The sequence below is a fragment of the Asaia sp. Ae19-3 genome (assembly GCF_059801175.1).
Window position 1 is genome coordinate 1,034,115 of sequence record NZ_JBCHWF010000001.1, and the last position, 26,056, is coordinate 1,060,170.

Below are 26,056 nucleotides of genomic sequence, written 5' to 3' on the forward strand. Positions count from 1 at the left end.
GTGTTCTAGAGAGGGACGGTGCGCGAGGCGGGCGGCGTGTCGTCAAGTGGAGCGACATGCAGATTGATGCCCGCATCGAGCATGCGGTTCTTCTGACTTTCAGAGACGCCTGAATCGGTAATCACAACGTCAAAATCAGAGAGATTGGCCAGACGGTTCAACGCGGTGACGTCAAATTTCTGACTATCGATCATCAGGATACGACGGTCGACAATTTCCATGAGTGCCATCTTGCACTTCACGATCTCCTGCTCCTGATGATAGGCACCGAGATCGCGTACCGCAGAGACAGACATGAACAGCGTGTTTGCCCGAAGCGACTTCGTGCCCTGTTCGCAGAGAATGCCGAGAAACGCGTCGAACCGCGGGTGATATTTACCACCGAGGCAGATCAGACTGATATCGCGCATGCCTGCAAGCTGGGTAGCAATACCCATGCTGTTGGTCAGCACTGTCAGAGGCATACCCGAGGGAAGGTTTTCCGACAGAATGCGTGACGTGGTGGAATCATCGAGGGCGATGATATCGCCCGCCTTGATGAAGCTCGTCGCGACACGCGCAATGGCCTGTTTCTCACGAGAGGCACGACGCAGGCGATGGACGACGCTTGTTTCCATCACGCCGCTGGCCAGCATGGTCACGCCACCATGAACCTTGCGTACCAGTCCCTGCTCGGACAGCGCGTGCAGATCGCGATGGATCGTCATGCGACTGGTCGAGAAACGATCGACGAGCTCCTCGATCTGGGCACCCCCGTTTTCGAGCACGTAATCGAGAATTTCGCGACGCCGTGCCGAGACGGCCTTGCTCTCTACGCCGGTCGCGCCGCTCATGACACAACCGACTGGATGATGGCGGCAAGACCCGAAGGATCCCAGGCGGAACGACCGATGAACACGCCGTCGACATCGGCCAGCGCAGTATAGCGTGCTGCGTTTTCAAGCGAGACGCTGCCGCCATAGAGGATAGGCACACGGCGCGCAGTCGTTTCCCCGACCAAGTCGGCCAGGACGTGGCGCAGGCGTGTATGCGCGGTTCCGACGAAAGCGGGCTCGGCGGCCCTTCCCTTGGCGCCAATGGCCCATACGGGTTCATAGGCCAGCAGAACAGTTTCAATCTGATCCGACGTCAGCCCATGGAGGGCCATCTTGGTCTGACGGGCAAGTGTCTCATGCGTCACGCCGAACTCATATTCCTCAGCGCTGTCGCCGATGCAGATGAGCGGGCGCAAAGCGTAGCGTATGGCGGCCTTGACCTTGAGATTGACGGTGATGTCTGACTCGCCGAAATGCTCGCGACGCTCTGAATGGCCGAGTTCGACAATATCGGCACCGCATTCGCGCACCATATGGGGCGAGATTTCCCCGGTCCAAGCGCCCTCGTCTTCCCAGTGCATGTTCTGCGCACCCACGCTCCAGCGCGTATCTGCGAGGCGGGACGCAACCATTTCGAGCGATGTGAAAGGCGGAATGACGAATGGCGTCACGGAGGAGGGTACGGCTATGGACGCGATCTGCTCGGCCGCTTCCCGGGCGGCGGCTGGCCCCTTGTTCATCTTCCAGCTTGTTCCGATCCAGAGCGACTTTAAGGGCATCATGTTCTCTCTCTGTGACGCAGTGACGATAAGTGTAACGTCCTGATGTTGTGATAGGGATTTAAATAACATTAGGGTAGATAAAATATCACCTATAGCGTTCACATTGATATGATTTAGCGCTAGGAGAAGCTTGGTTTTTCAGAAAAACCGAACAAAAGCAAAGTTCTGGATTTTGTGCGATTTTGTTATCGGGCGATCACTAAATCCTGTGATCAGCAGACCTTGCCGAGCACCGTCGTGTAGCCCACCCCCAGCGCCTTACAAGCGCTGAGGCCCTTGTGACTGGTCTGCGCATTATCCTGCTTTGTCAGGACTCTCGCGCCCGCGTTTCAGCTTGCCGCGTTGCCTGCAGTGCTGTCAGAAACACCATGTTGCTCAACCGCAATTTTCCAGACGCTGTCGATTTCGGATGCGCAAATGGCCTCTGTCCAGCCAAGGGCTGGCGCCATGATCGCGCAAACCTCATCGACCACAGCACGGCTGATCTTGCCCGAGAGCGCGATCGGTGTGCGCCGGAAAAGAAGATCGGCAGCTTTGCGCACGAGTTCTTCCTTCGTGAGATACTGGATCTCGTTTCTCGTATAACCGGGAAGAGACGTGAGTTCTTGATCGGGTGTGCGTGCACAGAAAGCAGCAACGCGCTCTGCAGTAGTGCCATAGCGCTCGAATAACAGGGTCGCACGTGCCAATGACAGATCCTGCATCTCGGCAAGGTGCCGGATATAGGCGTTTCGTGATTTCTGCCCCGGGTAACCGACCCCGCCCCCGATCGCCCTCTCCCGCGAAGAGCGCGTCCGTTTACGGTGGAGAAGCCCCAGCACCTTATCGGCAGTTTCTTCCGCGAGGCCACGGAATGTGGTCCACTTACCGCCAACCAGAGACAGGACTGGGGTCGTCCCGGCATAATCGGTGTGGATGATGTGGTCTCTGCTGATCTCGCCAGGGTCGTCCGTGCGCGTGGCAGGAAGCGGTCTTACGCCGCAATAGCGATAGACGACATCGCTGTCGCTGAAATGGAAACCGGGAAACAGCTCCTGAAGCATGGCCAGCATGTAGCTCTGTTCTTCCTGTGAACAGATTGCCTTGTCGGCGTCCTTGCATGGGATATCGGTCGAGCCGATCAGAACATGGTTCATGAACGGATAGGCAAGGCAGATGCGACCGTCTGCCGTGCCGAAATAGACCATCTGCCCGTTGAGTTCGCGCAGCAATTCGGGATGGCGCATAACGAGATGCGATCCTTTCGTGCCACCAATATAGCGTGTGGAAAGGCCAATCCCGGCATTGACCTGATCGATCCATGCTCCACCGGCATTGACGACCAGATCGGTGTGGACATGCTCAACCTGACCGGTGATATCATCACGCAGGGTCACGGCCCCCTCATGGAATGACGTCACTCTCGAATAGGTTCTCACTGCGCAGCCCAAAGACAGGCGAAGCGCATCCTCGACGCATTCGAAACCCAGTCTTTCAGGTTGGGTGATGGCAGCATCATAATATCGTCCGGTCGCGATGACCTTTCGTGTCATATGCGGCCAATCGCGCCTGACAGAGCGCCCGAAAGAAAAGGTGTGGCGAGGCATCACGCGTGCGCGGCGGCCGAGATAATCGTAGATCTGCATGCCGGCTTCGGTAATCGCGACTCCCCGATCGGCAAGCTTTGTCTTTAGACCGCAGAACCGCTTGATCGAAGGCAGAATCCCGCCAAACCAGGAATGGATCGGTATGATTGTCGGAAGCGGCTTGACCACGTGCGGTGCGTTGCGCAGCAGCAGATTGCGCTCGAGGGTCGACTGCGCAACCAGACGAAACTCGCCGGTCTCGAGATATTTGATGCCGCCATGGATCAGTCTGGATGGGGCCGCTGAAGCACCAGTGCAGATATCACCCTTGTCGATCAGGAGAACATTGAGCCCCTGAAGCGCCAGTTCACGAAAGAGACCCACACCATTGATGCCTGCCCCGATGATCGTGACATCGAAATGGGCAGAGTCGATTTGTTTGGCGGAGTAGGTCATCGGGTATCTCGATTTGTGAAGCGGTTCTGAAACGGGTTAGCGACCGCGCAGGCCTCAGGCCGTGGCGGCGCGCAAAGACTGTTCATGAGGGACAGGTGCGCTGTGCAGGGATGGCCAGAAGGGCTCGAGAATCTGAGCCAGCGTCGTGTAACGCGTGTATATGGCGTCGTAATAACGTGAGAGCGCCGGGTCGGGGGCGAAGCGTGTATGCTGCATATCGAGCCCGGCAACGGCGTCCTCGAGTGTTGGATGATTGCCACAGGCAACGCTGGCCGTCAGTGCGGCCCCGAGAGCCCCTGCCTCACGCACCGGCGACGTCATGACAGGTCTGCCGAAGATATCTGCAAAGAGCTGGCCTATCTCAGGGCGGCGACTTCCGCCGCCTGAAACGCCGATGCTGTTGACCGGCCCCGTGCGCATCAGATCTTCGACATGATGACGGTGGTTGAAGATCGTGCCCTCTATCATCGCCTGAAACAGATCGGCGCGGTCATGCCAGGATTGCAGCCCCAGAAAAGAGGCCGTGGCCGGTGTCCCGAAAGGCGAGCCGAACAGATACGGATGATAAAGCGGGATCTGCCGTTCAACACGCCCCTGCTCGAACCTTGCTATGGAGGCCTCAATGAGATGGGCAGCTGCGTCGGGGTCGTCGGGCGCGATATAACGCGCCATCCACTCGAGATTGCTTGCAGAGGCCGGTGAAATTGCCATGCAATTCCACAGGCCTTTTCGATAACCGGCGCGACAGGCCCACTCTGCACCAGTCACCGGTCGATCACGCAGCACCTCATTGATCGAGAACGTTCCGGCTGTCACGGTCATGTCGCCCGCCCGCACCTGACCCAACCCGACAGAGGCGGCGATGACATCATGCAGCCCTGCGGAGACAGGTGTGCCCTGCAGCAGACCTGTCATGAGTGCCGCTTCAGCGCTGACATGGCCTGCCCGGTCGCAGGAGTTCAGCATTGGCGGCAGCGCGCTCGCAATTTCCTGCAGATCGAGCGTCTGAAGGATTTTCTGACTGTAACTCTGCGTATGAAGATCGGTGAACGCCGTGCTCGCTTCGGTCAGATCGGTCGCAATCCGGCCTGTCAGGCAGAAGCGAAGCCAGTCCTTGGCGAAAAAGACGGTGCCGATGGCCCCGTAACGCTCAGGCTCGAAACGCTTTATCCAGGCCAGTAACGTGGTTGCTGAGTAAGGATAGGGCCTCTGGCCGGCAACGGGCAGGAGGTGGTCGAGAAGCCCCGCCTCTTTCCACCCCTCGTGCACACCAAAGGCGCGGCTATCGAGGGACATGATACCTCTGCCAAGTGGTTCGGCGTGGTGGTCGAGCAGGAAAACACCATCGCCATGGGCGGTCATGCCTATGCCTGCGATATCTGCCCCCGTGCAGCCAGCATCAGCCAGCGCATCACGGATGGTTTCGGCAACGAGGAGCCACGTCGCCTTCATATCGCGCTCAACCTCCCGAGGTGTGCTCGTCACTTGGGGAACACGCGCCTGCCCTATACCGACAATGCGCCCGCCAGGTGTGAAGACGACAGATTTCGCAGTGGTCGAGCCGCAATCAACGCCCAAGACATAACCTGCACCCATGATCGCCTCTTCGCTCTTTCGGCTCGCTATCGGTGCTTGATGTTCTAAAGTTGGTTGTTGTGTTAACAAAATCACAAATTGGTGCTATATATGATATATATGGGCAGTTCCGCGGAGAAGAGCATCCTGCATAAGGTAAGCCCGAGTGCTTACGCCTGATGACAAAACCTTGATAAGGACGGCTTGTGAGGATGATATCTTTGTGATATTTTTGTTATCTTATTTTCTGCTACGCTTGGTCCCAACAAAAGCAAGCATATCTGTCAAAGGCAGTTTCAGACCATGAGTGATGACATCAAGTCAGCGCCCTCCCTGGATGGTTTTTCAGGGATCAAACGTCAGAATCTCAAATCACGTCAGCAGCAAATTCTTGATCTGCTCTTTGAGCAGGGCAATGCGAGCATCGAATTTCTGGCTGAACATTTCGATGTAAGCCGTATGACGATCCATCGCGATGCACATGCGCTGGCCAGCCAGGGGCTGATTGACAAGATTCATGGCGGCATCACTCTCAAGAACCGCGCACGTACGGAAAAGAACGTTGCCTATCGTCAGCACCGTGCAGCCAATCTGAAAAAGACGATCATCCAGCGTGCCGTCTCGATGATCGAACCCGGTCAGGTCATCATTCTTGATGATTCGACGACCGTTGCTGAAATGCTGCCGCTTCTGCCTGCCAGAGCGCCTCTTACCGTCATCACCAATGCGGTTGGTGTAGTACAGGCTCTTGCGCCCTTCCCCGGCATCAAGATCATCTGCCTTGGTGGAGATTACAGCAATTCACGCAACGCGTTTTTCGGGCTTGTCTGCGAGCAGGCAGCGCGATCGCTGCGGGCCAATGTCATGTTCATGTCCACCTCGGTGATTTCGGGTGACACGGCATTCCAGAATGACCAGGACGTGGTGAAGGTAAAGCGCGCGCTCATGGCCATTGCCGATGACAGCGTTTTGCTGGTCGACAGCACGAAATTCCGTCAGGGCGGGCTGCATCGCCTCACCTCCCTCTCGGAATTCTCACGCATCCTGACCGACAACCAGATCAAGCCTGAGACATTGTCCGAGCTTGAAACGGCCGGTATTCCGATCGAGATCTGCTGAGTTTTCACCCCCGGTAAAAGCCGGGAGTGAAAAGGCTCATACCTCGATCAGGCGGCGTTTTCGAGCGTCGCCATATCGATTACGAAGCGGTATTTCACGTCGGATTTCATCATACGTGAATATGCCGTCTCGATCTCGTCCATGGCGATCATCTCGATATCTGACGTGATGCCATGCTCACCGCAGAAATCGAGCATTTCCTGCGTTTCGGCGATACCGCCAATCAGCGAGCCGGCGAAGTTGCGACGCTTCATGATGAGGCTGAACACAGAAACAGGCAGCGGCTTTTCCGGAGCACCAACCTGAACCAGTGTGCCTTCACGCTTCAGCAGGTTGAGATAGGCATTGATGTCATGGTCGGCCGCAACCGCATCCAGAATGAAATCGAAGCTGGCAGTCTCCTTCGCCATGGCTTCCGGGTCTTTCGACAGCACGACTTCATGGGCACCGAGACGAAGACCGTCTTCCACCTTGCTCTGTGAAGTGGTGAAAAGCACCACCTGGGCACCGAAGGCGCGGGCGAACTTAACAGCCATATGGCCGAGGCCACCCAGACCCACCACACCAACACGCTGACCGGGGCCAACCTTCCAGTGACGCAGCGGCGAGTAGGTTGTGATGCCTGCGCAAAGCAGCGGCGCGACAGCCGCGAGATCGAGGTTCTCGGGGACTTTCAGCACAAAAGCCTGATCAACCACGATAGCCTTGGAGTAGCCACCATAGGTGTTGCCACGACCCTGACGGTCTTCACCGTTATAGGTGCCGACGAAGCCGTTTTCGCAATACTGCTCCAGACCTTCCTTGCAGCTCGGGCATTCGCGACAGGAATCGACCATGCAGCCAACGCCAGCAAGGTCACCCACCTTGAACTTGGTGACCGATGCGCCAACTTCGCTTACGCGGCCGACAATTTCATGACCGGGAACGCAGGGATAGACAGTGTTGTGCCACTCATTGCGCGCCTGATGAATGTCGGAGTGGCAGACACCGCAATAGAGAATGTCGATACGCACATCTTCAGGCCCCGTGTCGCGACGATCGAACTTGAAAGGGGCGAGACGGTCTGACGCTTTCTGTGCGCCATATCCAATGCAGGACAGCATGGGCTCTCTCCGGTTTCGTTATTCTGAATATTACGGAAAAAGGCGCTTGGACCCCTTGGGGTACGCGCCTGCGTCTTCCGTAACATATCGTCCTAACGCTGCCAGCCCCTCGGGGTTCGATTTACGAAACTATTCGGTTTTCTTTTCTGTTTTCACGAAATCGTGAGAGCTTGATATAGAGCGTCGGCAAGACCAGCAGGGTCAGAGCGGTACAGGAGATCAGCCCGCCAATGACCACGGTCGCCAGTGGTTTTTCTACCTCTGCGCCCTCACTCATAGAGAAAGCCATCGGAAAGAACCCGAGACAGGCGACGGTCGCTGTCGCCATGACAGGACGAAACCGCTCACGCGCCGAACTGACGGCGGCAGATACGGCATCGAACCCGGCCAGTCTCTTGTCACGTATGTAGGAAATCAGCACTACGCCGTTGAGCGTGGCGACACCGAAAAGGGCGATGAAGCCTATGCCCGCCGAGATGCTGAACGGCATGGCACGCAGCCAGAGAGCGATAATGCCACCTGTTGCGGCAAAAGGCAGGTTCACGAACACCAGACCGGCAAGCCAGACATCGCCAAGGGCCAAAATGAGCAGGCAGAAAATCAGCACGAGGGTGATCGGTACAACGATTTCGAGACGGGCAACAGCGGTCTGGAGATTACGAAACTGCCCGCTCCATTCGACGCGATAGCCCGGCGGCAGCTTAATCTGGGTTTTGACCGCCTTCTGCGCCTCCTGGACGAAGGAACTCAGATCGCGCCCGCGCACATTGGCCTGCACCATCATGCGTCGCTCACCCTGATTGCGTCTGATAGCAGCGGGGCCGTCACGCAAGGTGATATCGGCAACCTGGTCGAGACGCACCGTATGATCGTCGCGTGTCAGCACCGGCAGAAGCTTGATGTCGTCAAGGCTGTCGCGTGCCTGCGGCATGATACGGACCTCGGTCGGAATCAGCGCATCCTGCAAGGAGACGGGCGGGCCGACATGACCGCCGATGGACTCAACCACGTCGAGCACTTCTGACGTATCGACATTCAGGCGTGCTGCGGCCGTACGATCGGCATCGATATGCAGATAGGGAATGGTGCCTACATCCTGCGGCGCCACGTCTGCGGCACCCGGCACGTTGTCGACTACCTTGGCTATCTGGGCAGCCAGCTTCATGAGCTTGTCGATATCGGGGCCATAGATGCCAATCGCAATCTGTGACCGCACGCCGGATTGCAGATCATCCATACGCATCTGGATGGGCTGGCTCCAGGAGTAGAGAGACCCCGGATTGTTCTTTCGCAGCGCTGCGTCGAAGGCGCGGATGAGCCCTTCCTGCGTGTCGGCTGTCTTCCATTCGGAGCGCGGCTTGAGCAGCACATAGGTGTCTGATTGCTCGCCGCCCTGCGGGTCGGTCGGAATGGCCGAGGTGCCGCTATTGCTCACGAGCATACGAATATCGGGAAACTGCTTGAGCGTGCGCTCGATCTGCTGAATCGATCGCAAGGAGGCATCGAGCGATATGCCCGGCAGGCGTGTGGAGGTGACGATAAGATCGCCCTCCTGCAGCTGCGGAATGAATTCGCCACCAAGCCGCGTGGTCAACCCGACGGACAAGATCAGGATGACCATCGCGATACCCATCACCATTTTGCCGTGGGCCATGCACCATTGCGAGGCGGGGGCAAAACCGCGCCGCAGAAAGCGGATGAAGAACGTGTCGTGCTCAGTTCCGCGTGTTGCTTCCTCAACCCCACCATTACTGTCGGCATGGTGGCCGGGTCCGTGACCGGGCTTGATCCGCATGAGCAGTGCCGCAAAGGCAGGCACAGCTATCAGCGCATAAAGCAGCGATGCGATCAGGGCGAGAATGACCGTTTGGGCCATCGGGCGGAACATACGCCCCTCAACCCCTTCGAGCGTGAGGACCGGCAGATAGACAAGAATGATGATCAGAATGGCGAAGATCACCGGTCTTGCCACCGAGGCAACCGTCTCGGCGATGCGTCGCGTCAATGGCACATCACCGGGTGCCTGGCTGGAGAGCACACTCTCGACAATAACGAGCGCACTATCGACAACCATGCCGAAATCGATGGCACCCAGACTGAGCAGATTGGCCGAGATACCCAGATGCCGCATACCAACCATGGCTGCAACGAGCGAAAAGGGAATGACCGAAATGATCACGACCGAAGCGCGCCAGTCACCGATCACGATCAGAAGGACAATCAGAACGAGCAGGGCCCCGAGAAGGAGGTTTTCCTTGACGGTGTGGATGGTCACATCGGTCAGGGTGGCCCGGCTGTAATAGGGTTCGAGCGTGACGCCCTGCGGCAGGGTCGAGACGATTTTGGGCAAGGCCGCGTCGATACGCGCGAGCGTGGCCTTGGCATTGGCACCTTGTTGCAGCAGGATGACGGCATTAACGATCTCGCCCTCACCGTCGCGCGTGACACCTCCCAGACGGGGAAGCGTGCCCTCCTGGACCGTGCCGACATCACGCACATGCACCACGCCACCATTGGGCATGGAGCGCACCTGCACCTCACCCAGCTCATGCAGGCTGTCGATCAGGGAGCGTCCGACAATGATATGTTGCTCGTCATTATGCTCGATCCAGGCGCCACCGGCCGCCTCGTTATCGCGATCGACCGCATTGAAAACATCGGAAACCGAGACCTGGAACTGTCGCAGCGCCATCGGGTTGAGGGCCACCTCATAGGTTTGTGAGGCGCCGCCATTGATGTTGACGTCGATGACACCCGGGATGAGGCGAAGCTTTGGCACCACATTCCACGTCATGATCCGGTTCAGGGCCGCAAGAGAGCGCCCCTCGCCATGAATCTGGAGTTGCAGAATCTCTCCCATCCCCGTGGCCATTGGCCCCATCGTGATCGACAACCCGCGCACCGACACGGCAGCGCGTGCCTGCGGCAGGCGCTCGGCGATAAGCTGGCGGGCTCGATAAATATCGGTGCCGTCGTCGAACTGAAGATAGAGAACGGACACCCCGGTGCGCGAGACAGAGCGCATGGAGTTGACGCCGACCACGCCCGACATCACCGTTTCGATCGGGAACGTAACGAGACGTTCCACCTCTTCCGTTGGTAAGCCGGGTGCGCGGACAGAGATCAGAACCTGTTTGGGCGAGATATCGGGTACAGGCTCGACCGACAGCGATCTGAGATCGGCAATGCCAGCGATCATGAGCAGCACGACCGCACCCAGAATGGCAGCGCGGCCCCGCAGCAGGGAAAGCATGAATCGCATGATCAGCGCCCGCCCTCTCCGTGATTGGGCTCTGGCGCCAGAAGTGCCTGCGATTTCAGGACGAAACTGCCAGCGGTCACGACGATCTCGCCGGGCTTGAGGCCTTTCGTCACCACGATCATGCCGTCGAGATCGGGGCCGGTGCTGACCTTACGCGCCTCATAATGCGTATCGTCCAGTCTGACGAACACACAACTCTGACTGCCGATCGTCTGGATCGCCGCCTCGGGAACGAGCGTGCCCTTTACAGTTTCCGATGCGAAAAGGCGGGTCTTGACCAGCATCTCGGGCCTCAGGAGGCGTTTCGTGTTCTCGACCAGACTGCGCACCAGAACATGGCGCGTCATCGGGTCGACGCTGCCCTCGATCAGATCGATATGCGAGACGATGGGCTTTGTGTCCGGTGTCGGCCAGGTGAGCTGACGCCCGCCCCGGCTCAACTGGACAGCCTGCTGTTCCCCTACCTGCGATACAACCCAGACCCTGCTCAGGTCATCGACTTCGACAGCAGGGGCGGTGCGATTGGAAACCTCTTCGCCTACCCCGACGGTGATCTTGTCGACAATACCATCAATCGGAGAGATCACCGCAGAATGGAGCCCCTCGGTACGCTCTGAAGAAGAGCTGAACCGGGCAAGCCGCTCGCGCTCGTTCTGCACAATGGCCCGGCTGCGTTGTACCGTGCCCTCGGCCTCTTTCAGACGCGAATAACGCCGCTGTGCTTCACCTTGCGATACCGCACCGCCTTGCAGCGCCCGACCCCGGTCATAGGATAACCGCGCATCGTCGCGCAGCGCCTGAGCCTGCTGAAGCGAGGCCTCGGCGGAAAGCAGGCGCTGATTCGCATCACTCAGGCTGAAGTCGTCATAGGTGAACAGCACCTGGCCCTTTTTGACCTGCTCCCCAGGCGTGACCAGAATGCTCTGTACCCGCCCCTGCCCGACCGGATGAATGCGCGCGCTGCGCCTGTCATCCTGATCGATATAGGCAGGCACATCGATATGCGGCGGCAGCCCGCCGCTCTGGGCTTTTGCCGTATGAATACTTTCGCTTTTGAGGGCTTCCTTCGTGATGGCAATCGGGCGGCTTGGCCAGTCACTATCGGTCTGGGCCCAGGCGGCGGGGGCACAAAGTGGAAGCGCGACCAGAAGCCGCAGACAGGAATATTTCATGGATAACGCCCCGCCATCAGGCTCATTCTGATAATCGCCGCATGCCAGATGACATCGGCCTCAGCACTTCTTTGTCCTGCATCGAGCGCAGCACGGCGCGCACGCAGATATTCGATGACCGGCGTCTCACCGACACTCCAGGCATGTTCGAGATCCTGCGCGCGCGCATCGAGCGCCTGTCGCGCGGAATTCGTATGGCGCATCATGCTCAGCGCAGAGCCGAGACTTGCCCGAGTGCGTCGATACTCGGTCGTGACTTGACGCTGCGCCAGCACTGCATCGCGCTCGGCGGCCCCCATGGCCTTGACTTCCTTCATGATCATGGGGGTGTTGCGCGCCTCGCTTGGCAGGGCCATCGAAAACTGCACGCCGACCTGCGTATCCCAGGGGCTGCCATACTGTCCCTGTTTGACCACCTGCACCCCAACCTGCGGTGCGGGCATGTAGGAATGGCGTGCCAGCGCATAAGAGGCCTTTGCGCTTTTGCTGACCGCCTGAGCCATCTGGATACGCGGATCCTGCGAGGGATCGAGTGTGAGCGTCTGATTGCCTAGAATACGTCCGTCTAGCGAAAGAATATCAGGAATATCATCTGTGCCTGTCAGAGCATCGAGCTCGGCACGGGCGCTTTCGAGCGCCTGTTCCGACTGGGCAATCTGGGCGTCGATATCGCCTTGTTCACCGATGACAGCATCGAAATCGGCCGCAGCAATTTCACCGGCTCGGAGACCCTGATGCGAACTTTGAGCCACACGGCTCAACAAGGCACTGGTGGCGCGCAGATTACCGATTTTCTTCTGGAGCAGGGTCGCGTTGCTGGCGAGATCGAGTACGCGAACCGCGCTCAGCAAATGCTGCACCTTGATACGTGCCTTGGCCACTGCCTCATCGGCCAAGGCGGTGCGCATGGTGGCTGTGCCTTGCCCCGGAAGCCAGAGTGGCACGCTGATGCTGCCCTGATAGGTCGTGTAACCGAGATTGGAGCCGATGAAATGGTCATCGAGATATTGCCCGGCAACGATCGGCCCATCGGGAAACCAGGATTGCGCAGCACGAGCGTTTTTGGCGGAAGCCTTCGCATCAACGGCGAAGGATTGATTGGCCGGGTCTCTGTCCCATGCCGACTGGATGGCTTCGTGAAAGCTCTCGGCCAGACATGGTGGCGCCATCGCAACGGCACCCATGACGAAGAGTGCCCCCCTCAGTCGGGAGCTCCTGAAAGAGAAGGAATGAGCCCGCGCCTTGATGCGCTGCCTGTGCGACCTGGAAATCACTGACATGATTCCCGATCTTACGCATTAACCGCGCGTAATCCGCGACAAAACTTGGCTGAATGATAAATTAAATAATAAAATCTGCGGCAACCGGGAATTCCGGTGGCGGCACGAGCGCATCAGCTGAAGTTCGGGCCGTATTCCGAGCCTTTCCACGATGCGCTCATGATGCAGCTTGTGTCAGTTATCCAGCGTCTGGACGTGAGAGACCTTGCCGGAGCGATCATAATAGATCACCGCATTGCCACGGCGCTGAGCGTAACCATCAGGTGTCCCGTCCGGACGCTTGAACAGGATGCGATTGGCATCCGGCTGTTCGATTACCTTATCACCCTTGGGGCGGAACTTGAACATGCTGAAATCGGCCTCGGCTTTCGGCAGAGCCGAAGACCGGGCGAGCTGGTGCATGTCAGGCTTCTTCTTGCTGTCATCGTCATCCTGGGCCTGTGCCAGACCGGGGAGAATAAACGCCCCGGCCGTCATCATACCCAGAACAGCGCCGAACAGTTTTCCCTGTTTCATTCTGGTTTCCTGTCTCAACCTTTACGCGGTGCACCGGGCTGCGCGCTGGCAGTGGCAACATCCGCCGCACTCCAGCCGCCGCCAAGGGCCCGGTACAACGTTACCAGATTCTGGTAACGCGCGAGTTGCACGACTATGAGATTCTGCTGCGCATCGTAAAGGCTGCGCTGCTGAGTCAGGGTCGTGAGGTACGGGTCGATACCGGTGTTGTAGCGCATCATGGCAAGATCAAAGGCCTGCTGCGATGAGCCGACAAGCGCCTTGAGATGCGTGTCCTGGGCAAGATAGGTCTCACGCGCCGTCAGAGCGTCAGACACTTCCTTGAACGCCGTCTGGACAGTCTTCTCATAGGTCGCGATCTGGGACAGGCGACGTGCCTTCGAGACCTTAAGATTACCTTCGTTCTGACCCCAGGTGAAAATCGGCAGCTCAATATTGGGCGAGACCGACCAGGTCTGGGCGCCAGGCGTGAAGAGATGTCTGAACTGGAGCGAGCTGACACCTTCCTGTGCGGTCAGGGTGACCTTCGGGAAGAAGGCCGCGCGTGCCGCACCGATATTTGCATTGGCGCCGATCAGATTATGTTCGGCCGCCCGAATGTCGGGACGCTGCGCAATCAGATCCGAAGGCAGACCTGCAGGCAGATCGGTAAGCAGGGTCTGCGCACCGAAAGGCTGAGGCGCCGGAAGCGTGTCAGGCAGAGGCACACCAACCAGCAACTGAAGCTGATGCTCGTCCTGCGCCATCTGGCGCTCATATTGCGCCTTGTTGCTCGCCGCCTGTTCCACTTGGGTCTGGGTCTGGGCCAGGGTCAGAGCGTCTGCCTCACCATGATCGTATTTGAGCTTGGTAAGGTTGAGGGTGTTGGTCTGCGAGACCAGGGTATCGTTCGTGACACGCACGAGCTCCCTGTCCGCCAGCCAGGACAGATAGGTATTGGCCACCTGCGACACAGTGCTGATGAGCACGGATTGCGCGCTCATGCGCGAGCTGAGCACTTCTTCAGCCTGCTGTCTGGACAGGTTGCGGATGCGACCGAAAAGATCGATTTCGTAGGACGAAAACCCGATCCCCATACCGTAATAGCGTAGCATTGAAGTGCCACGACCAAGGCCCGGCGCAAAGGAGAAGCCCGCAGTCTCTGACGGCGCAAAATACTGCCCCTGCCCAGTCACGCCGATCGGCGGGAAGAGCGAGGCATGCTGCACTTCATAGCTGCCCTGTGCTTCCATGATCGCCGCAGCCTGACTGCGCAGATCACGGTTGTTCTTCAGTGCCAGCTCGATCAGCGCGCGCAGGCGCGGATCGGTAAAGAAGTGCTTCCAGCCGATATCGGAAGCAGCCTGGCCGACAAGCGGCTGCGTCTTGCCGGAATCACTCGGGAAAGCGTTCTGCACCGGTTGCGTCGGGCGCTGATATTTCGGCGCCAGATCGCAGGAGGCGAGCATGGTGAACGCCATCAGGGCGCTCACCGTCTTGAGTTTTGAAAACTGGCTCATGCGCCCTCTCCTCGAGCGGCTTCATTGCGGTGTTCGTACGGGTCAACGCGATCTTTCATGCGTGTCACCTTGAACAGACGCAGGATCACTACGAAGAAAACCGGAACGAAATACACGGCCAGAAGGGTCGCGGACAACATGCCGCCCACCACGCAGGTGCCAATGGCCACGCGGGCCGCCGAGCCGGCGCCTGTCGCAATGGCAAGCGGGAAAACACCGCAGACGAAAGCGATGGACGTCATCAGGATCGGGCGAAGACGCTCGCGACCGGCCTTAAGAACGGCATCTTCAAGAGAGTCACCCTGCTCGAAGAACTCTTTAGCGAATTCGACAATCAGAATGGCGTTCTTGACCGATAGACCGACCGTGGTCAGTAGGCCCACCTGAAAATACACGTCGTTATCCAGACCACGCCACAGCGTGGCACCAATCGCGCCGAGCACACCAAGTGGCAGCACCATCAGCACTGCAAGCGGAATGGCCCAGCTTTCATAAAGCGCCGCAAGGCAAAGCAGAATGACGATCGCTGCGAGTGCGTAGAGCGGGCCAGTCGAACCGCTGGATGCGACCTGTTCATAGGAAATGCCGGTCCACTCATACCCGATACCCTTGGGCAGATGAGTCAGGATCTTTTCCATCTCCTTCATGGCATCGCCCGAGCTTGTGCCTGGTGCGCCCTGCCCCTGCAATTCGAAGGAGTTCAGACCATTATAGTCTTCCACCTTCTGCGGGCCGACAATCCAGTTACCGGTGGCAAAGGAGTTGAACGGCACCATATTGCCGGCAGTGTTGCGCACATACCATTTATTGAGGTCCTCAGGCGTCATGCGCGCCCAGGCTTCACCTTCGATATAGACCTGTTTGACACGGTCGCTGCGCATGAACTGGTTGACGTAGATCGAGCCAAACGCCCCCTGGATGGTGGTATTGATCTCGGCATTCGTCACGCCCTGTGCGTTGGCACGCTCACGGTCGATATCCAGATGGAACTGAGGCTGGTCCTCGAGCCCCATCGGGCGCACAGCCATCAGGCGCGGGTTTTTGGCAGCCTCGGCCAGAACCTGGTTTCGGGCGGCAAGGAGGGCCTTGTGACCCAGATGCCCGTTATCCTCAAGCTCAAGATCGAAACCTGCCGCGTTGCCGAGCTCCATGACAGCAGGTGGATTGATGGCGAAGATGATCGCTTCCGGATCCATCCAGAAGTGCTTCATGATTTCGCCAGCCACCGACATAGTGGTGTTCTTGTAACCCGGACGCTCATCCCACGGCTTGAGACGAATGAAGAAGGCACCAGCGCTCTGGCCCTGACCGGCAAAATTGAAGCCGTTCATGGCGAAGACGGACTGCGCGATATCACCGTATTTGTGCATCACGTAATCGGTGATCTTGCGGTTGACCGCCGCCGTCTGGGCATTATTGGCACCCGGACGCATCGTGACCTGACCGAAGATAATGCCCTGATCTTCTTCCGGCAGGAAGCCGCCCGGAACGCGAAGGAACAGGAAAACAGCACCGGCAGCAAAAACCGCGAAGATGAGCATGCTCACCAGACGGCTGCGCACCAGGCGTCGCACGCCCTTCAGGTAGCCGTTAGTCATGCGATCAAAGTTGCGGTTGAACCAGGCGATCGGTCCGGTTTTGTGCTCCTTGTGGGTAGGCTTGAGCATTGAGCCGCACAATGCGGGCGTCATGACCGTTGCCACCAGTACCGAGAGCCACATGGCCGCTACGATGGTGATCGAGAACTGACGGTAGATCACACCGGTCGAACCGCTGAAGGCGGCCATGGGCAGGAACACCGCCGTCAGAACGAGCACGATACCTACGAGGGCACCCGTGATTTCGTCCATCGACTGACGCGAGGCCTCCTTGGGGGACAAGCCCCTCTCGCTCATCACACGCTCGACGTTCTCAACCACCACGATCGCGTCATCGACGAGGAGACCGACGGCGAGCACCATGGCCAGCATGGTCAGTGTGTTGATGGAAAAGCCCAGCGCCGCGAGCACACCGAATGTACCCAGCAGCACGACCGGCACGGCGATTGTCGGGATAAGCGTGGCACGGAAATTCTGCAGGAAGATCAGCATCACGACAAAGACGAGCGCGATGGCCTCGAGCAGCGTGATGACAACGTCCTGGATCGACAGGGTGATGAACGGCTCGGTATCGAGTGGGTAAACCGTCTTGAGGCCCTGCGGATAGAATTTCTCCAGCTCTGCAACCTTGGCGCGCACCGCCGTCTCGGTTGTCAGCTGGTTCGCACCCGGCGCGAGCTTGAGCGCCATGCCTACGGTCGGCAGGTTGTTGTAGAACGAGGTCAGGTTATAGTTCTGAGCGCCCAGTTCGACACGGGCGACATCGCTGAGCAGAACCTGTGATCCATCCTGCTGCACCTTGAGCACGATCTTCTTGAACTGCTCAGGCTCACTGAGGCGGGTCGGCCCAATGATGGTGGCGTCAAAGCCGATCTCCTTCGTGGAAGGCAGACCGCCGAGTTCACCCGATGAAACCTGGATGTTTTGCTGCTGGACGGCTGTCTGAACATCGCTGACATTAAGCGAGTATTTATAAAGCTTGTTTGGGTCCATCCACACGCGCATAGCGTATTCAGAACCGAACAGCGTATGGTCACCTACACCGGAAACGCGTGAAAGCGGATCGGATACGTTCGAAGCCACATAGTCGGCAATATCCTGACCCGACATACTGCTGTCGGTCGAGATAAAGGCGAGCACGAGCATGAAGTTCTTCACGGCCTTGGTGACGCTCAGGCCCTGATTGACAACTTCTGTCGGCAGGCGCGGCTGCGCCAGCTGCAGTTTGTTCTGCACCTGCACCTGCGCGATGTCAGGATTTGTTCCCTGAGCAAAGGTCAGGTCGATTTCCATATGGCCAGAGCCATAGGACGATGCTGAAAGATATTCGAGGTGATCGAGGCCGAACATCTGCTGCAGGATCGGCCGGACGGTGGTGTTGTTCACCGTCTCGGCGGATGCCCCGGGATAGTCAACCGTGATCGCGATCTGTGGCGGAGCAATGGAGGGGTACTGGGCAATCGGCATGCTGAAAATGGCAACGCCGCCCACCAGCATGATGATCAGCCCTATAACCCAGGCGAAGATCGGTCTGTCGATAAAGAAACGAGACATGGACTACTCTTATCCTGCGTGCGCGGGCTGGGCGTCGGCTGGCTTGCCTTCCTTGGCCTTATCGTCAGCTGATTTTTCGATCGGCTTTACGACGGCACCTGGATGGGCCTTTTGCAATCCTTCGACGATGATGCGGTCGCCATCGTTCAGGCCACCCATCACGACCCAGTCGCCATCGAGGGCACGGTCGAGCTGAACAAAGCGCATGGTCACCTTGTTGTCGCCATCGAGCGCATAAACGAAGGGATCGCCCTTGGAGTCACGCTGCAACGCCGGCTGAGGAATGGTGATGGCCTTGGGATCGACACCCTCAGCAACTTCAGCATGAACATACATACCAGGCATCAGCAGACGGTCAGGGTTCGGGAACTCCGCGCGTACGATCATGGTGCCGGTGGCCGGATCGACTGTGACTTCGGTCAGACGCAGTTGACCCGCCTTGTCGTAATGGCTGCCATCTTCAAGCGTAAGCTCTACGGCCGCGGCGTTGCCCGAGACCTTTTCCAGCTTGCCGCTGGCGAATTCGCGTCGCAGGCGCAGCATGTCAGAAGTGGCAAGGTTGACGTCCACATAGATCGGGTCCATGCGCGTGACCGTGGCAATGGCCGTGGTCTGGCCAGCGGTGACGAGTGTGCCGGGGGTCACGAGCATACGTCCGATGCGCCCGTCGATGGGGGATCGCACCTGTGTCCAATCCAGATTGACGGCGGCACTATCAACATTGGCCTTGGCCTGCGCAATATCGGCTTCTGCCTGGCGTGCCGAGGAAAGTGTATTGTCGTAGTCCTGTTTACTGACAGCATGGGCCGCAGCAAGAGGGCGATAACGGTCGAGCTGGGCGCGAATGCTCAGGGCGGCAGCTTCGGCGTGCAGGAGCTGCGCCTTGGCTTGGTCATAGCTTGCTTTGAACGGTGCAGGATTGATGACATAGAGCAGTTGCCCTGCCTTGACGTCTGTTCCCTGTTCGAAGGTCCGCTTCAGAATCACACCACCGACCTGAGGGCGCACCTGCGCCTGCTCAAAGGCCTCGACGCGGCCCGGCAGGGACGTACTCGTCTTGAGAGGGTGCGGATGAACCGTGTAAATGCCAACTGTCTGCGGCGGCGGCTTGGGAGCCGCAGCCTTGTGTTTGCAGCCTGAAAGATCGAGCGTCAAAAGAGCCAGGGGAATAAGGCGCAGGGAAAGGCTTGTTGTGGTCTTCAGGGTCCACGGCGAACGTGAAGAGAGAGACGATAATACTCGCATAGTGGCGCTATCCAGAAATAACGATGGCCCCAAGAGTCGCCGCCAACCTCGCGCTTGCGCCAAAAAAGGTTTTCGGAAACCCTTGAGTTTCTCATGCATAGGGAACTATACGGTTTCCGAACCCCGGTCAACGGACCGGACGCTGCCCTGGAGTGGTTTTTCACAGCATTATGTCAGATCTGGCCTCACCCTCTTCCACCGCCCTGCGTGATGAAAACTCTCTTCAGGGAAGGCGTCAGTGCGGGCGTCCACCCGTCCTGTGCGAAACGGAAAGGCGCGATCGAATCCTTGATGCTGCCGAGCAGGTCCTGCAGGAGCACGGCTATTCCGGTGCGTCGATGGACCGGATCGCCCAGTGCTCGAATATGTCGAAAAAGACGCTCTACCACATGTTCAGCTCCAAACAGGAGATGGTTGAGCAGCTTCTGCACGATCGCCTTCTCCTGTCAGGTCTGCGCGATCTGGAACTCAAAGGTGAAACGGTCGAGGACCAACTCGTCTATGGTCTCCAGGCCCTTGGCGCCACGATGATGGAAGAGAAGCGGCTCAATCTGATCAGGGTCGTGATTTCGGAGGTCTCCCGCAATCCGGAAGCCAGCCGCTTTGTTCGTGAGTTTTTTTCGAGCCAGAACGGCCCCTTTCCGCTCAGACTCTGGCTTGAGCGCCTCTGTGATCGTGGACTGCTGAAGATCGATGATGTCGAAGAAGCATCAGACATGCTGTTTGGCAGCGCGCTGGCCACATTCATACTCTGCGAATTGAGCCATTGCCGCCCGAAACAGTACTGGCGGGACAACCCGGATTATCTCCACCGTGTGGTAGCCATGTTTCTCAAGGGACTAGACAATAAAAACGGGGCCTGAGCCCCGTTTTTTATGCACTTCGAAAAATGAGGGCGTTTCAGGTCAGGCGACCAGACGCCCTTCCTTGTCGACCAGCTCGATGGGATAGTCGCCGGTAAAGCAGGCGTCGCAATAACGGCCTTCAGCCCCGGTGCGGTCATCGTGTCCGAGGGCGCGGTACAGACCATCGAACGAGATGAAGGCAAGGCTGTCGACGCCGATAGCCTCAGCCATTTCCTCGATGCTGTGCGTTGCAGCCAGAAGCTGGCTCTCTTCGGGCGTATCGATGCCATAGAAACAGGGATGCTTTGTGGGTGGGCTGCTGATGCGCATATGCACCTCTGTAGCCCCTGCAGCGCGTACCATGTCGACGATCTTGCGCGACGTTGTGCCACGCACGATGGAATCATCCACCAGCACCACACGCTTGCCCTGCAGCACCGGCGTATTGGCCGAATGCTTCATGCGCACGCCCAGATTGCGGATCTGATCGGTCGGCTCGATGAAGGTTCGTCCGACATAATGGTTGCGGATGATACCCATCTCGAAGGGAATGCCGCTTTCTGCGGCAAAGCCCATTGCCGAAGGTACGCCTGAATCGGGAACCGGCACGATCACATCGGCTTCGACACCGCTTTCGCGAGCCAGTTCGACGCCAATCTGCTTACGCGCCTCGTAAACCGAGTGGTTTTCGAGGATTGAATCGGGCCGGGCGAAATAGATGTATTCGAACACGCAAAAGCGCGGGCTCGTCTGGGCGAAGGGACGCATGGAGCGCACACCATCATTATCGATAATGACCATTTCGCCTGGCTCGACATTACGCACGAACTCGGCCCCAACGATATCGAGCGCACAGGTCTCGCTTGCCAGCATCCAGCCGCCATCTGCCGTACGACCGAGGATCAGCGGGCGCACGCCAAGCGGATCACGAAGCCCGACAAGGAATTCCGGTGCCAGAGCGAGGACCGAATAGGCACCCTTCACCTGCTTTGCCGCATCGACGAGCCGCTCTAGCACGGTTGCGTAAAGCGAGATAGCGATCAGATGAACAAAGACTTCGGTGTCTGTCGTGGACTGGAACAGACAGCCGCGCTTCACAAGCGCCCGCCTCAGAGTGGCAGCGTTGGTCAGATTGCCGTTATGCGCCACGGCAAGGCCACCGAACTCAAAATCGGCGTAGAGCGGCTGAACATTGCGCAGCAGCGTGCCGCCCGTCGTGGCATAACGGTTATGCCCGATGGCGCTTTTGCCCTTGAGCGTCGCCATGACACGGGCATCGCTGAATACGTCACCAACGAGACCAAGCCCCTTGTGCTGGCAGAAGCGCTCGCTGTCATGGCTGACGATGCCAGCGGCTTCCTGACCACGATGCTGAAGCGCATGCAGACCGAGTGCTGCGAGCGCGGCCGCATCGGGGGCACCCCAGATACCTACGACGCCGCATTCCTCATAGGGACGGTTCGAAGTTTCGAGTGTGTCAGGAATCATAATCTGGCGGCGCTCCTTTGCACGGTCACGCATTGGCGGTCGAGGCTGGGTCGATCAGAAGGCTGCGTCATGGCCTTTTGCGGACGGCAAGGCAAGATGAAGTTGCGGGAAATATGGCGTCAGCTCTTGCAGCACCTTCACGCCACTCAGAATGTAGGGACCCGAGCAGGTGCCTGCAACGAGGGAACGGGCAGTAATTTCACCCACAAAGGAGACAACCCCGAGATACAACACCACAAGGATAAGGGCGCCGCGAACCAGCCCGAAGCCGCAGCCAAGCAGGCGATCGGTGCCGCCGACGAGGACACTGCGCAGCCCTGTGGCAAAACGCTGGGCAATGGTCGAGAGCACCAGAACCAGCACGATGAAAGAAATGACATAGGCCAGCGCGCCTGCGGCCATGCCATCACTGATCTTCTCGGACAGCCAGGGCAGAATGAGCGGTGCAGTCTGGCCTGCCAGCACGAACGCGCCCCCCCATGCGGCAAGGCTGAAGATCTCGCGCGCGAAACCACGCGTGAATCCCCAGAGCGCCGAAAGCCCCAGAATGACGAGGCAGACGATATCTGTAGTATTATCCATCAGGGCAGTTTGGTTGATGAGGGACGCCAGAATTTGCGGGCGGTCTCGGGGCTGTGGGGGATATCGCTGTTGATCTGCGTCAGAAGATTGCCCAGCTGAAGCCGGTGATCTATTTCACGCCAGACTTCTGTCGCGTCAATATTGCGCTCTCCCCATAGACGCATCAGGGCTTCAAGAAAGGCAGCGCTGTGGGCCACCAGCTCTTCCGGTTGCTCCAGCATATAGAAGCTCGTGCATCTGACGATCGAATGCGCCAGATCACGTCGCAAGGCTTCATGAGGCAGCGTGATGACGTCTGGGCGTTGCGTCTCCCGCTTCTTGCGCCCCTTGCCCTTCTGCTGGGCGGCAGCTTTCACCGTCGCATCTCCTGTCGGAATGCGATGCGCTTCTACCAGCCTGTCGAGAATATGGGGGGGAACCATGGGCGCCTTCATACACCAGCCATATGAATTCGCCATGGCCAGCGTCAATCAAATGAATGTTTGCGCCGCAAAAATCACGCGGATTAATCCTTAGTGCCCCACAGATTTTGAAAACACGTTAACGACCACCACGCCGACGATGATAAGGCCAAGCCCTATCATCGCAGGTGCATCGAGCGCCTGCTTGAACTTGACCCAGCTGATGGCCGAGATCAGCACAATTCCCACACCCGACCAGATGGCATAGGCGATACCGGTAGGCATGGTACGAAGCGTGAACGAAAGCGCGTAGAACGAGATGCAATAACCGAAGACGCTCAGCATTCCCGGCAGGGGTCGGACAAAACTATCCGAAAGTTTCAGCATGGTCGTCGCAAAAACTTCGGAGCAGATGGCGACGAAAAGAAAGAGATAGGTCATGATGTGTCTCGTCAGGGCCAGGGTGGCGGTTACCGAGGGAACGGACACCTCAATTCGGTTTTGTCTGATCCGGCACTTTCTCTAACAACCCACCCTTTCCCTGTCACGCAGGAAGAAAACGCGCACGCCGAGCGATAGTGCCTCCCTGCATGAGCAATCGAGAACGGCCTGGCGGGATGTCGTGCCGCCAGGCCAGATAGTCTTTGTCTCAGACTTTTTCGGGTTCCTCTGCGGCGACGTAAAGCTTGTTGCCCCCGCTTCTGAACGCTTCCTTCATCTGTTCCATGCCCTGCTCACGCTCGGCGTTGCGCCGTATGTCATGGCTGATCTTCATCGAGCAGAATTTCGGCCCGCACATCGAGCAGAAATGAGCAGTCTTGTGCGCTTCCTTGGGCAGGGTCTCGTCATGGAAGCAGCGTGCCGTATCAGGGTCCAGGGCGAGATTGAACTGGTCCTGCCAGCGGAATTCAAAGCGCGCGCGCGAGATGGCGTCGTCGCGGATCTGCGCTGCCGGATGGCCCTTGGCAAGATCTGCGGCATGGGCTGCGATCTTGTAGGTGATCACACCGACCTTGACGTCGGAGCGGTCGGGCAGGCCGAGATGCTCCTTGGGTGTTACATAGCAGAGCATGGCACAGCCGTACCAGCCGATCATCGCGGCCCCGATGCCTGACGTGATATGATCATACCCCGGCGCGATATCGGTGGTCAGCGGACCGAGCGTATAGAACGGGGCCTCACCGCATTCGCGCAGCTGCTTGGTCATATTGATCTTGATCTTGTGCATGGGCACATGACCCGGCCCTTCGATCATGACCTGACACCCCTTTGCCCAGGCGATGCGGGCAAGTTCGCCAAGCGTTTCGAGCTCAGCAAATTGCGCGGCGTCATTGGCATCAGCAATCGAGCCAGGCCGCAGCCCGTCGCCAAGCGAAAATGAGATGTCATAGCGACGCATGATGTCGCAGATCTCGTCGAAATGCTCGTAGAGGAAATTCTCGCGGTGATGGGCAAGGCACCAGGCCGCCATGATCGACCCGCCACGCGAGACGATGCCAGTGGTGCGCCCTGCTGTCAGCGGCACATGGGCAATGCGCACGCCGGCATGAATGGTGAAGTAATCCACCCCCTGCTCTGCCTGCTCGATAAGGGTATCGCGATAGATCTCCCAGGTGAGATCCTCGGCGATACCGCCCACTTTTTCCAGTGCCTGATAAAGAGGCACCGTCCCAATCGGCACAGGCGAATTGCGCAGGATCCAGTCGCGGATGTTGTGAATATTACGCCCAGTCGAGAGATCCATGACCGTATCCGCCCCCCAGCGGATCGACCACACCATTTTCTCCACCTCTTCCGCGGCTGAAGAGGTCACGGCAGAATTGCCGATATTGGCATTGATCTTGACCAGAAAATTACGCCCGATGATCATCGGTTCGAGTTCCGGATGATTGATATTGGCCGGAATGATGGCGCGACCGGCAGCAATCTCGGAGCGCACGAATTCCGGCGTGATGAAAGCCGGAATCTCGGCCCCGAAATCCTCGCCATCGGCCCGTCGCTCTTCCGCCCCCTCGACCATGCTGGCACGGCCCAGATTTTCACGATGGGCGACAAAGATCATCTCTTCGGTGATGATCCCGGCGCGGGCGAACTCGTATTGCGTGACATAAGGCGCATCGACGCCATCGAATACCTTATGGGCGGCGGGACAATGAGGCACAGCCTGGGCGCCATTGGCAAAGCCATTATCCTCTGGCTTGATCGCCCGTGTTTCCGTCACGGCGGTCAGGCCGCGCCTGGTGAGCCAGGGTGCGCGCAAGGCAGGGAGCCCGAGCGCGACATCGGCGTGATAGGCCGGGTTGGTATAGGGGCCGGACGTGTCATAAACGCGTACAGGCGCCTCGTTGGCGCTCGGGTCGAGATCGATCTCGCGAAACGGCACGGTGATGTCCGATCGGCCATCCGGGCTCGAGAAAATCTTGCGCGAGCCGGAAATCGGCCCTGACGTCACCTTGCCATGAGCAGGTGCCTGATCGCGCGCGGCGACCTTGTTCTGGGTGGGAAGCGTTGAGTCGTCCATTTTCTGTCCCCTTGCGGTGTGGGGTTATGTCCGACAGCGCAAGAGCAGGATGAACGGGGTCGCAAGACGAGACTGGCCGCTCACACCAATCCCTACGCCGGTACGAACCGGATCAGGTTCTTCGCTCACATGCCGGAGCGAAAGGGTCGCTGCGCTGCGGTAAACCGCCAGCAGCCTCTCAGCCTCTTGTCGAGGCACCCCCTGGTATGGCGCGGAGTGTGACGTTGTCCGCAGGGTTCTGTCAACCGAATTAGATTGCCTGACCGTAAGGAAAAGCGTGACCTCCCTGCCGACACCCGGCCAGAGGCGCGTTTTCAGGCACGCACGCGAGAAGCACGCGCGCTCATGGGTTTGAGCTGGCCGATTTCCTGATCATGGCGGCTGAGACCGGCGGGAGTGATGTAGAAGCGACCATCTGCGCCCAAGGTCACGAATCCCATCGCCTGAAGCCGCTCGAGGCAGGGCTGATCTCGCAACGCCTGGGGACGACCTATGCCTTCGCAAAGCAGCGCACGATGCAGTGTCGAGCGACAGCAGGTCTCCAGATAGGGTTCATCCCACATGATGGCATCTCCACGACAGACAGCAAGGCGGTGTCTTCACGACCGGGTGACCTCTTTCCATGAATGCCCCCGCCCCGCAACTGCTTTGCGCATGACAGGCGGAGGTTTGAGGCCA

Annotated in this window: 20 protein-coding genes; 2 read left to right on the top strand and 18 right to left on the bottom strand. The window is 58.4% G+C overall.

What is annotated here, in order from left to right; translation table 11 throughout:
• Positions 1-5: 5 nt before the first annotated feature.
• From AAID99_RS04435 to AAID99_RS04450, 4 genes are all read right to left on the bottom strand, one after another.
• Entirely contained in the window at positions 6-833 is an 828-nt protein-coding gene (locus AAID99_RS04435; RefSeq protein ID WP_188426503.1) for a DeoR/GlpR family DNA-binding transcription regulator, read from the bottom strand.
• The gene (locus AAID99_RS04440; protein ID WP_188426502.1) at positions 830-1,597 is read right to left on the bottom strand and encodes a triose-phosphate isomerase; all 768 of its coding nucleotides are present in this window, start codon (positions 1,595-1,597) and stop codon (positions 830-832) included. Before AAID99_RS04440 ends, AAID99_RS04435 begins: the two co-directional genes overlap by 4 nt.
• A gap of 329 nt (positions 1,598-1,926) precedes the next feature.
• Positions 1,927-3,618 carry a glycerol-3-phosphate dehydrogenase/oxidase gene (locus tag AAID99_RS04445; RefSeq protein ID WP_498493250.1) on the bottom strand — a complete coding sequence of 564 codons (1,692 nt, stop codon included), beginning with the start codon at positions 3,616-3,618 and terminating at the stop codon, positions 1,927-1,929.
• A 54-nt stretch (positions 3,619-3,672) separates the two neighbouring features.
• Entirely contained in the window at positions 3,673-5,214 is a 1,542-nt protein-coding gene (locus tag AAID99_RS04450; protein ID WP_498493251.1) for an FGGY-family carbohydrate kinase, read from the bottom strand.
• Between the two features lie 282 nt (positions 5,215-5,496).
• Here AAID99_RS04450 and AAID99_RS04455 point away from each other — a divergent pair, with 282 nt between their 5' ends.
• A complete protein-coding gene (locus AAID99_RS04455; RefSeq protein ID WP_188426499.1) occupies positions 5,497-6,312 on the top strand; it encodes a DeoR/GlpR family DNA-binding transcription regulator in 816 nt (271 codons plus the stop codon).
• A gap of 47 nt (positions 6,313-6,359) precedes the next feature.
• Here AAID99_RS04455 and AAID99_RS04460 read toward each other — a convergent pair whose 3' ends face one another.
• From AAID99_RS04460 to AAID99_RS04495, 8 genes are all read right to left on the bottom strand, one after another.
• Positions 6,360-7,415, bottom strand: a complete 1,056-nt coding sequence (locus AAID99_RS04460; RefSeq protein ID WP_188426498.1) for an NAD(P)-dependent alcohol dehydrogenase — start codon at positions 7,413-7,415, stop codon at positions 6,360-6,362.
• A gap of 121 nt (positions 7,416-7,536) precedes the next feature.
• Positions 7,537-10,677: an efflux RND transporter permease subunit gene (locus AAID99_RS04465; protein ID WP_188426497.1), complete on the bottom strand. Its 3,141-nt coding sequence runs from the start codon at positions 10,675-10,677 to the stop codon at positions 7,537-7,539.
• Positions 10,678-10,679: 2 nt separating this feature from the next.
• Positions 10,680-11,849 carry an efflux RND transporter periplasmic adaptor subunit gene (locus tag AAID99_RS04470; protein ID WP_498493252.1) on the bottom strand — a complete coding sequence of 390 codons (1,170 nt, stop codon included), beginning with the start codon at positions 11,847-11,849 and terminating at the stop codon, positions 10,680-10,682.
• Positions 11,846-13,129, bottom strand: coding sequence for a TolC family protein (locus tag AAID99_RS04475; protein WP_498493253.1), 1,284 nt, complete (start codon positions 13,127-13,129; stop codon positions 11,846-11,848). Before AAID99_RS04475 ends, AAID99_RS04470 begins: the two co-directional genes overlap by 4 nt.
• Before the next feature lie 174 nt (positions 13,130-13,303).
• Complete coding sequence (locus AAID99_RS04480) at positions 13,304-13,645, bottom strand: hypothetical protein (protein WP_498493254.1); 342 nt, start codon at positions 13,643-13,645, stop codon at positions 13,304-13,306.
• A gap of 14 nt (positions 13,646-13,659) precedes the next feature.
• Positions 13,660-15,144: an efflux transporter outer membrane subunit gene (locus AAID99_RS04485; RefSeq protein ID WP_498493255.1), complete on the bottom strand. Its 1,485-nt coding sequence runs from the start codon at positions 15,142-15,144 to the stop codon at positions 13,660-13,662.
• Positions 15,141-18,296 carry an efflux RND transporter permease subunit gene (locus tag AAID99_RS04490; RefSeq protein ID WP_498493256.1) on the bottom strand — a complete coding sequence of 1,052 codons (3,156 nt, stop codon included), beginning with the start codon at positions 18,294-18,296 and terminating at the stop codon, positions 15,141-15,143. Before AAID99_RS04490 ends, AAID99_RS04485 begins: the two co-directional genes overlap by 4 nt.
• A gap of 9 nt (positions 18,297-18,305) precedes the next feature.
• Positions 18,306-19,541 carry an efflux RND transporter periplasmic adaptor subunit gene (locus AAID99_RS04495; RefSeq protein WP_498493257.1) on the bottom strand — a complete coding sequence of 412 codons (1,236 nt, stop codon included), beginning with the start codon at positions 19,539-19,541 and terminating at the stop codon, positions 18,306-18,308.
• Between the two features lie 170 nt (positions 19,542-19,711).
• Here AAID99_RS04495 and AAID99_RS04500 point away from each other — a divergent pair, with 170 nt between their 5' ends.
• Positions 19,712-20,404, top strand: a complete 693-nt coding sequence (locus AAID99_RS04500) for a TetR/AcrR family transcriptional regulator (RefSeq protein ID WP_188426491.1) — start codon at positions 19,712-19,714, stop codon at positions 20,402-20,404.
• Positions 20,405-20,446: 42 nt separating this feature from the next.
• On the opposite strand, the gene purF is transcribed toward AAID99_RS04500, so the two are convergent.
• From purF to AAID99_RS04530, 6 genes are all read right to left on the bottom strand, one after another.
• Complete coding sequence (gene purF, locus AAID99_RS04505) at positions 20,447-21,874, bottom strand: amidophosphoribosyltransferase (protein WP_229719797.1); 1,428 nt, start codon at positions 21,872-21,874, stop codon at positions 20,447-20,449.
• Between the two features lie 54 nt (positions 21,875-21,928).
• Positions 21,929-22,456 carry a CvpA family protein gene (locus tag AAID99_RS04510; protein ID WP_188426489.1) on the bottom strand — a complete coding sequence of 176 codons (528 nt, stop codon included), beginning with the start codon at positions 22,454-22,456 and terminating at the stop codon, positions 21,929-21,931.
• Positions 22,456-22,878, bottom strand: coding sequence for a hypothetical protein (locus AAID99_RS04515; RefSeq protein WP_498493258.1), 423 nt, complete (start codon positions 22,876-22,878; stop codon positions 22,456-22,458). The genes AAID99_RS04510 and AAID99_RS04515 overlap by 1 nt, the downstream gene beginning before the upstream one ends.
• Before the next feature lie 90 nt (positions 22,879-22,968).
• The gene (locus AAID99_RS04520) at positions 22,969-23,298 is read right to left on the bottom strand and encodes a DMT family transporter (protein WP_229719795.1); all 330 of its coding nucleotides are present in this window, start codon (positions 23,296-23,298) and stop codon (positions 22,969-22,971) included.
• A 208-nt stretch (positions 23,299-23,506) separates the two neighbouring features.
• Positions 23,507-25,378 carry a phosphomethylpyrimidine synthase ThiC gene (gene thiC / locus AAID99_RS04525; RefSeq protein ID WP_498493259.1) on the bottom strand — a complete coding sequence of 624 codons (1,872 nt, stop codon included), beginning with the start codon at positions 25,376-25,378 and terminating at the stop codon, positions 23,507-23,509.
• Between the two features lie 314 nt (positions 25,379-25,692).
• Complete coding sequence (locus tag AAID99_RS04530) at positions 25,693-25,941, bottom strand: hypothetical protein (RefSeq protein ID WP_188426486.1); 249 nt, start codon at positions 25,939-25,941, stop codon at positions 25,693-25,695.
• Positions 25,942-26,056 lie beyond the last annotated feature (115 nt).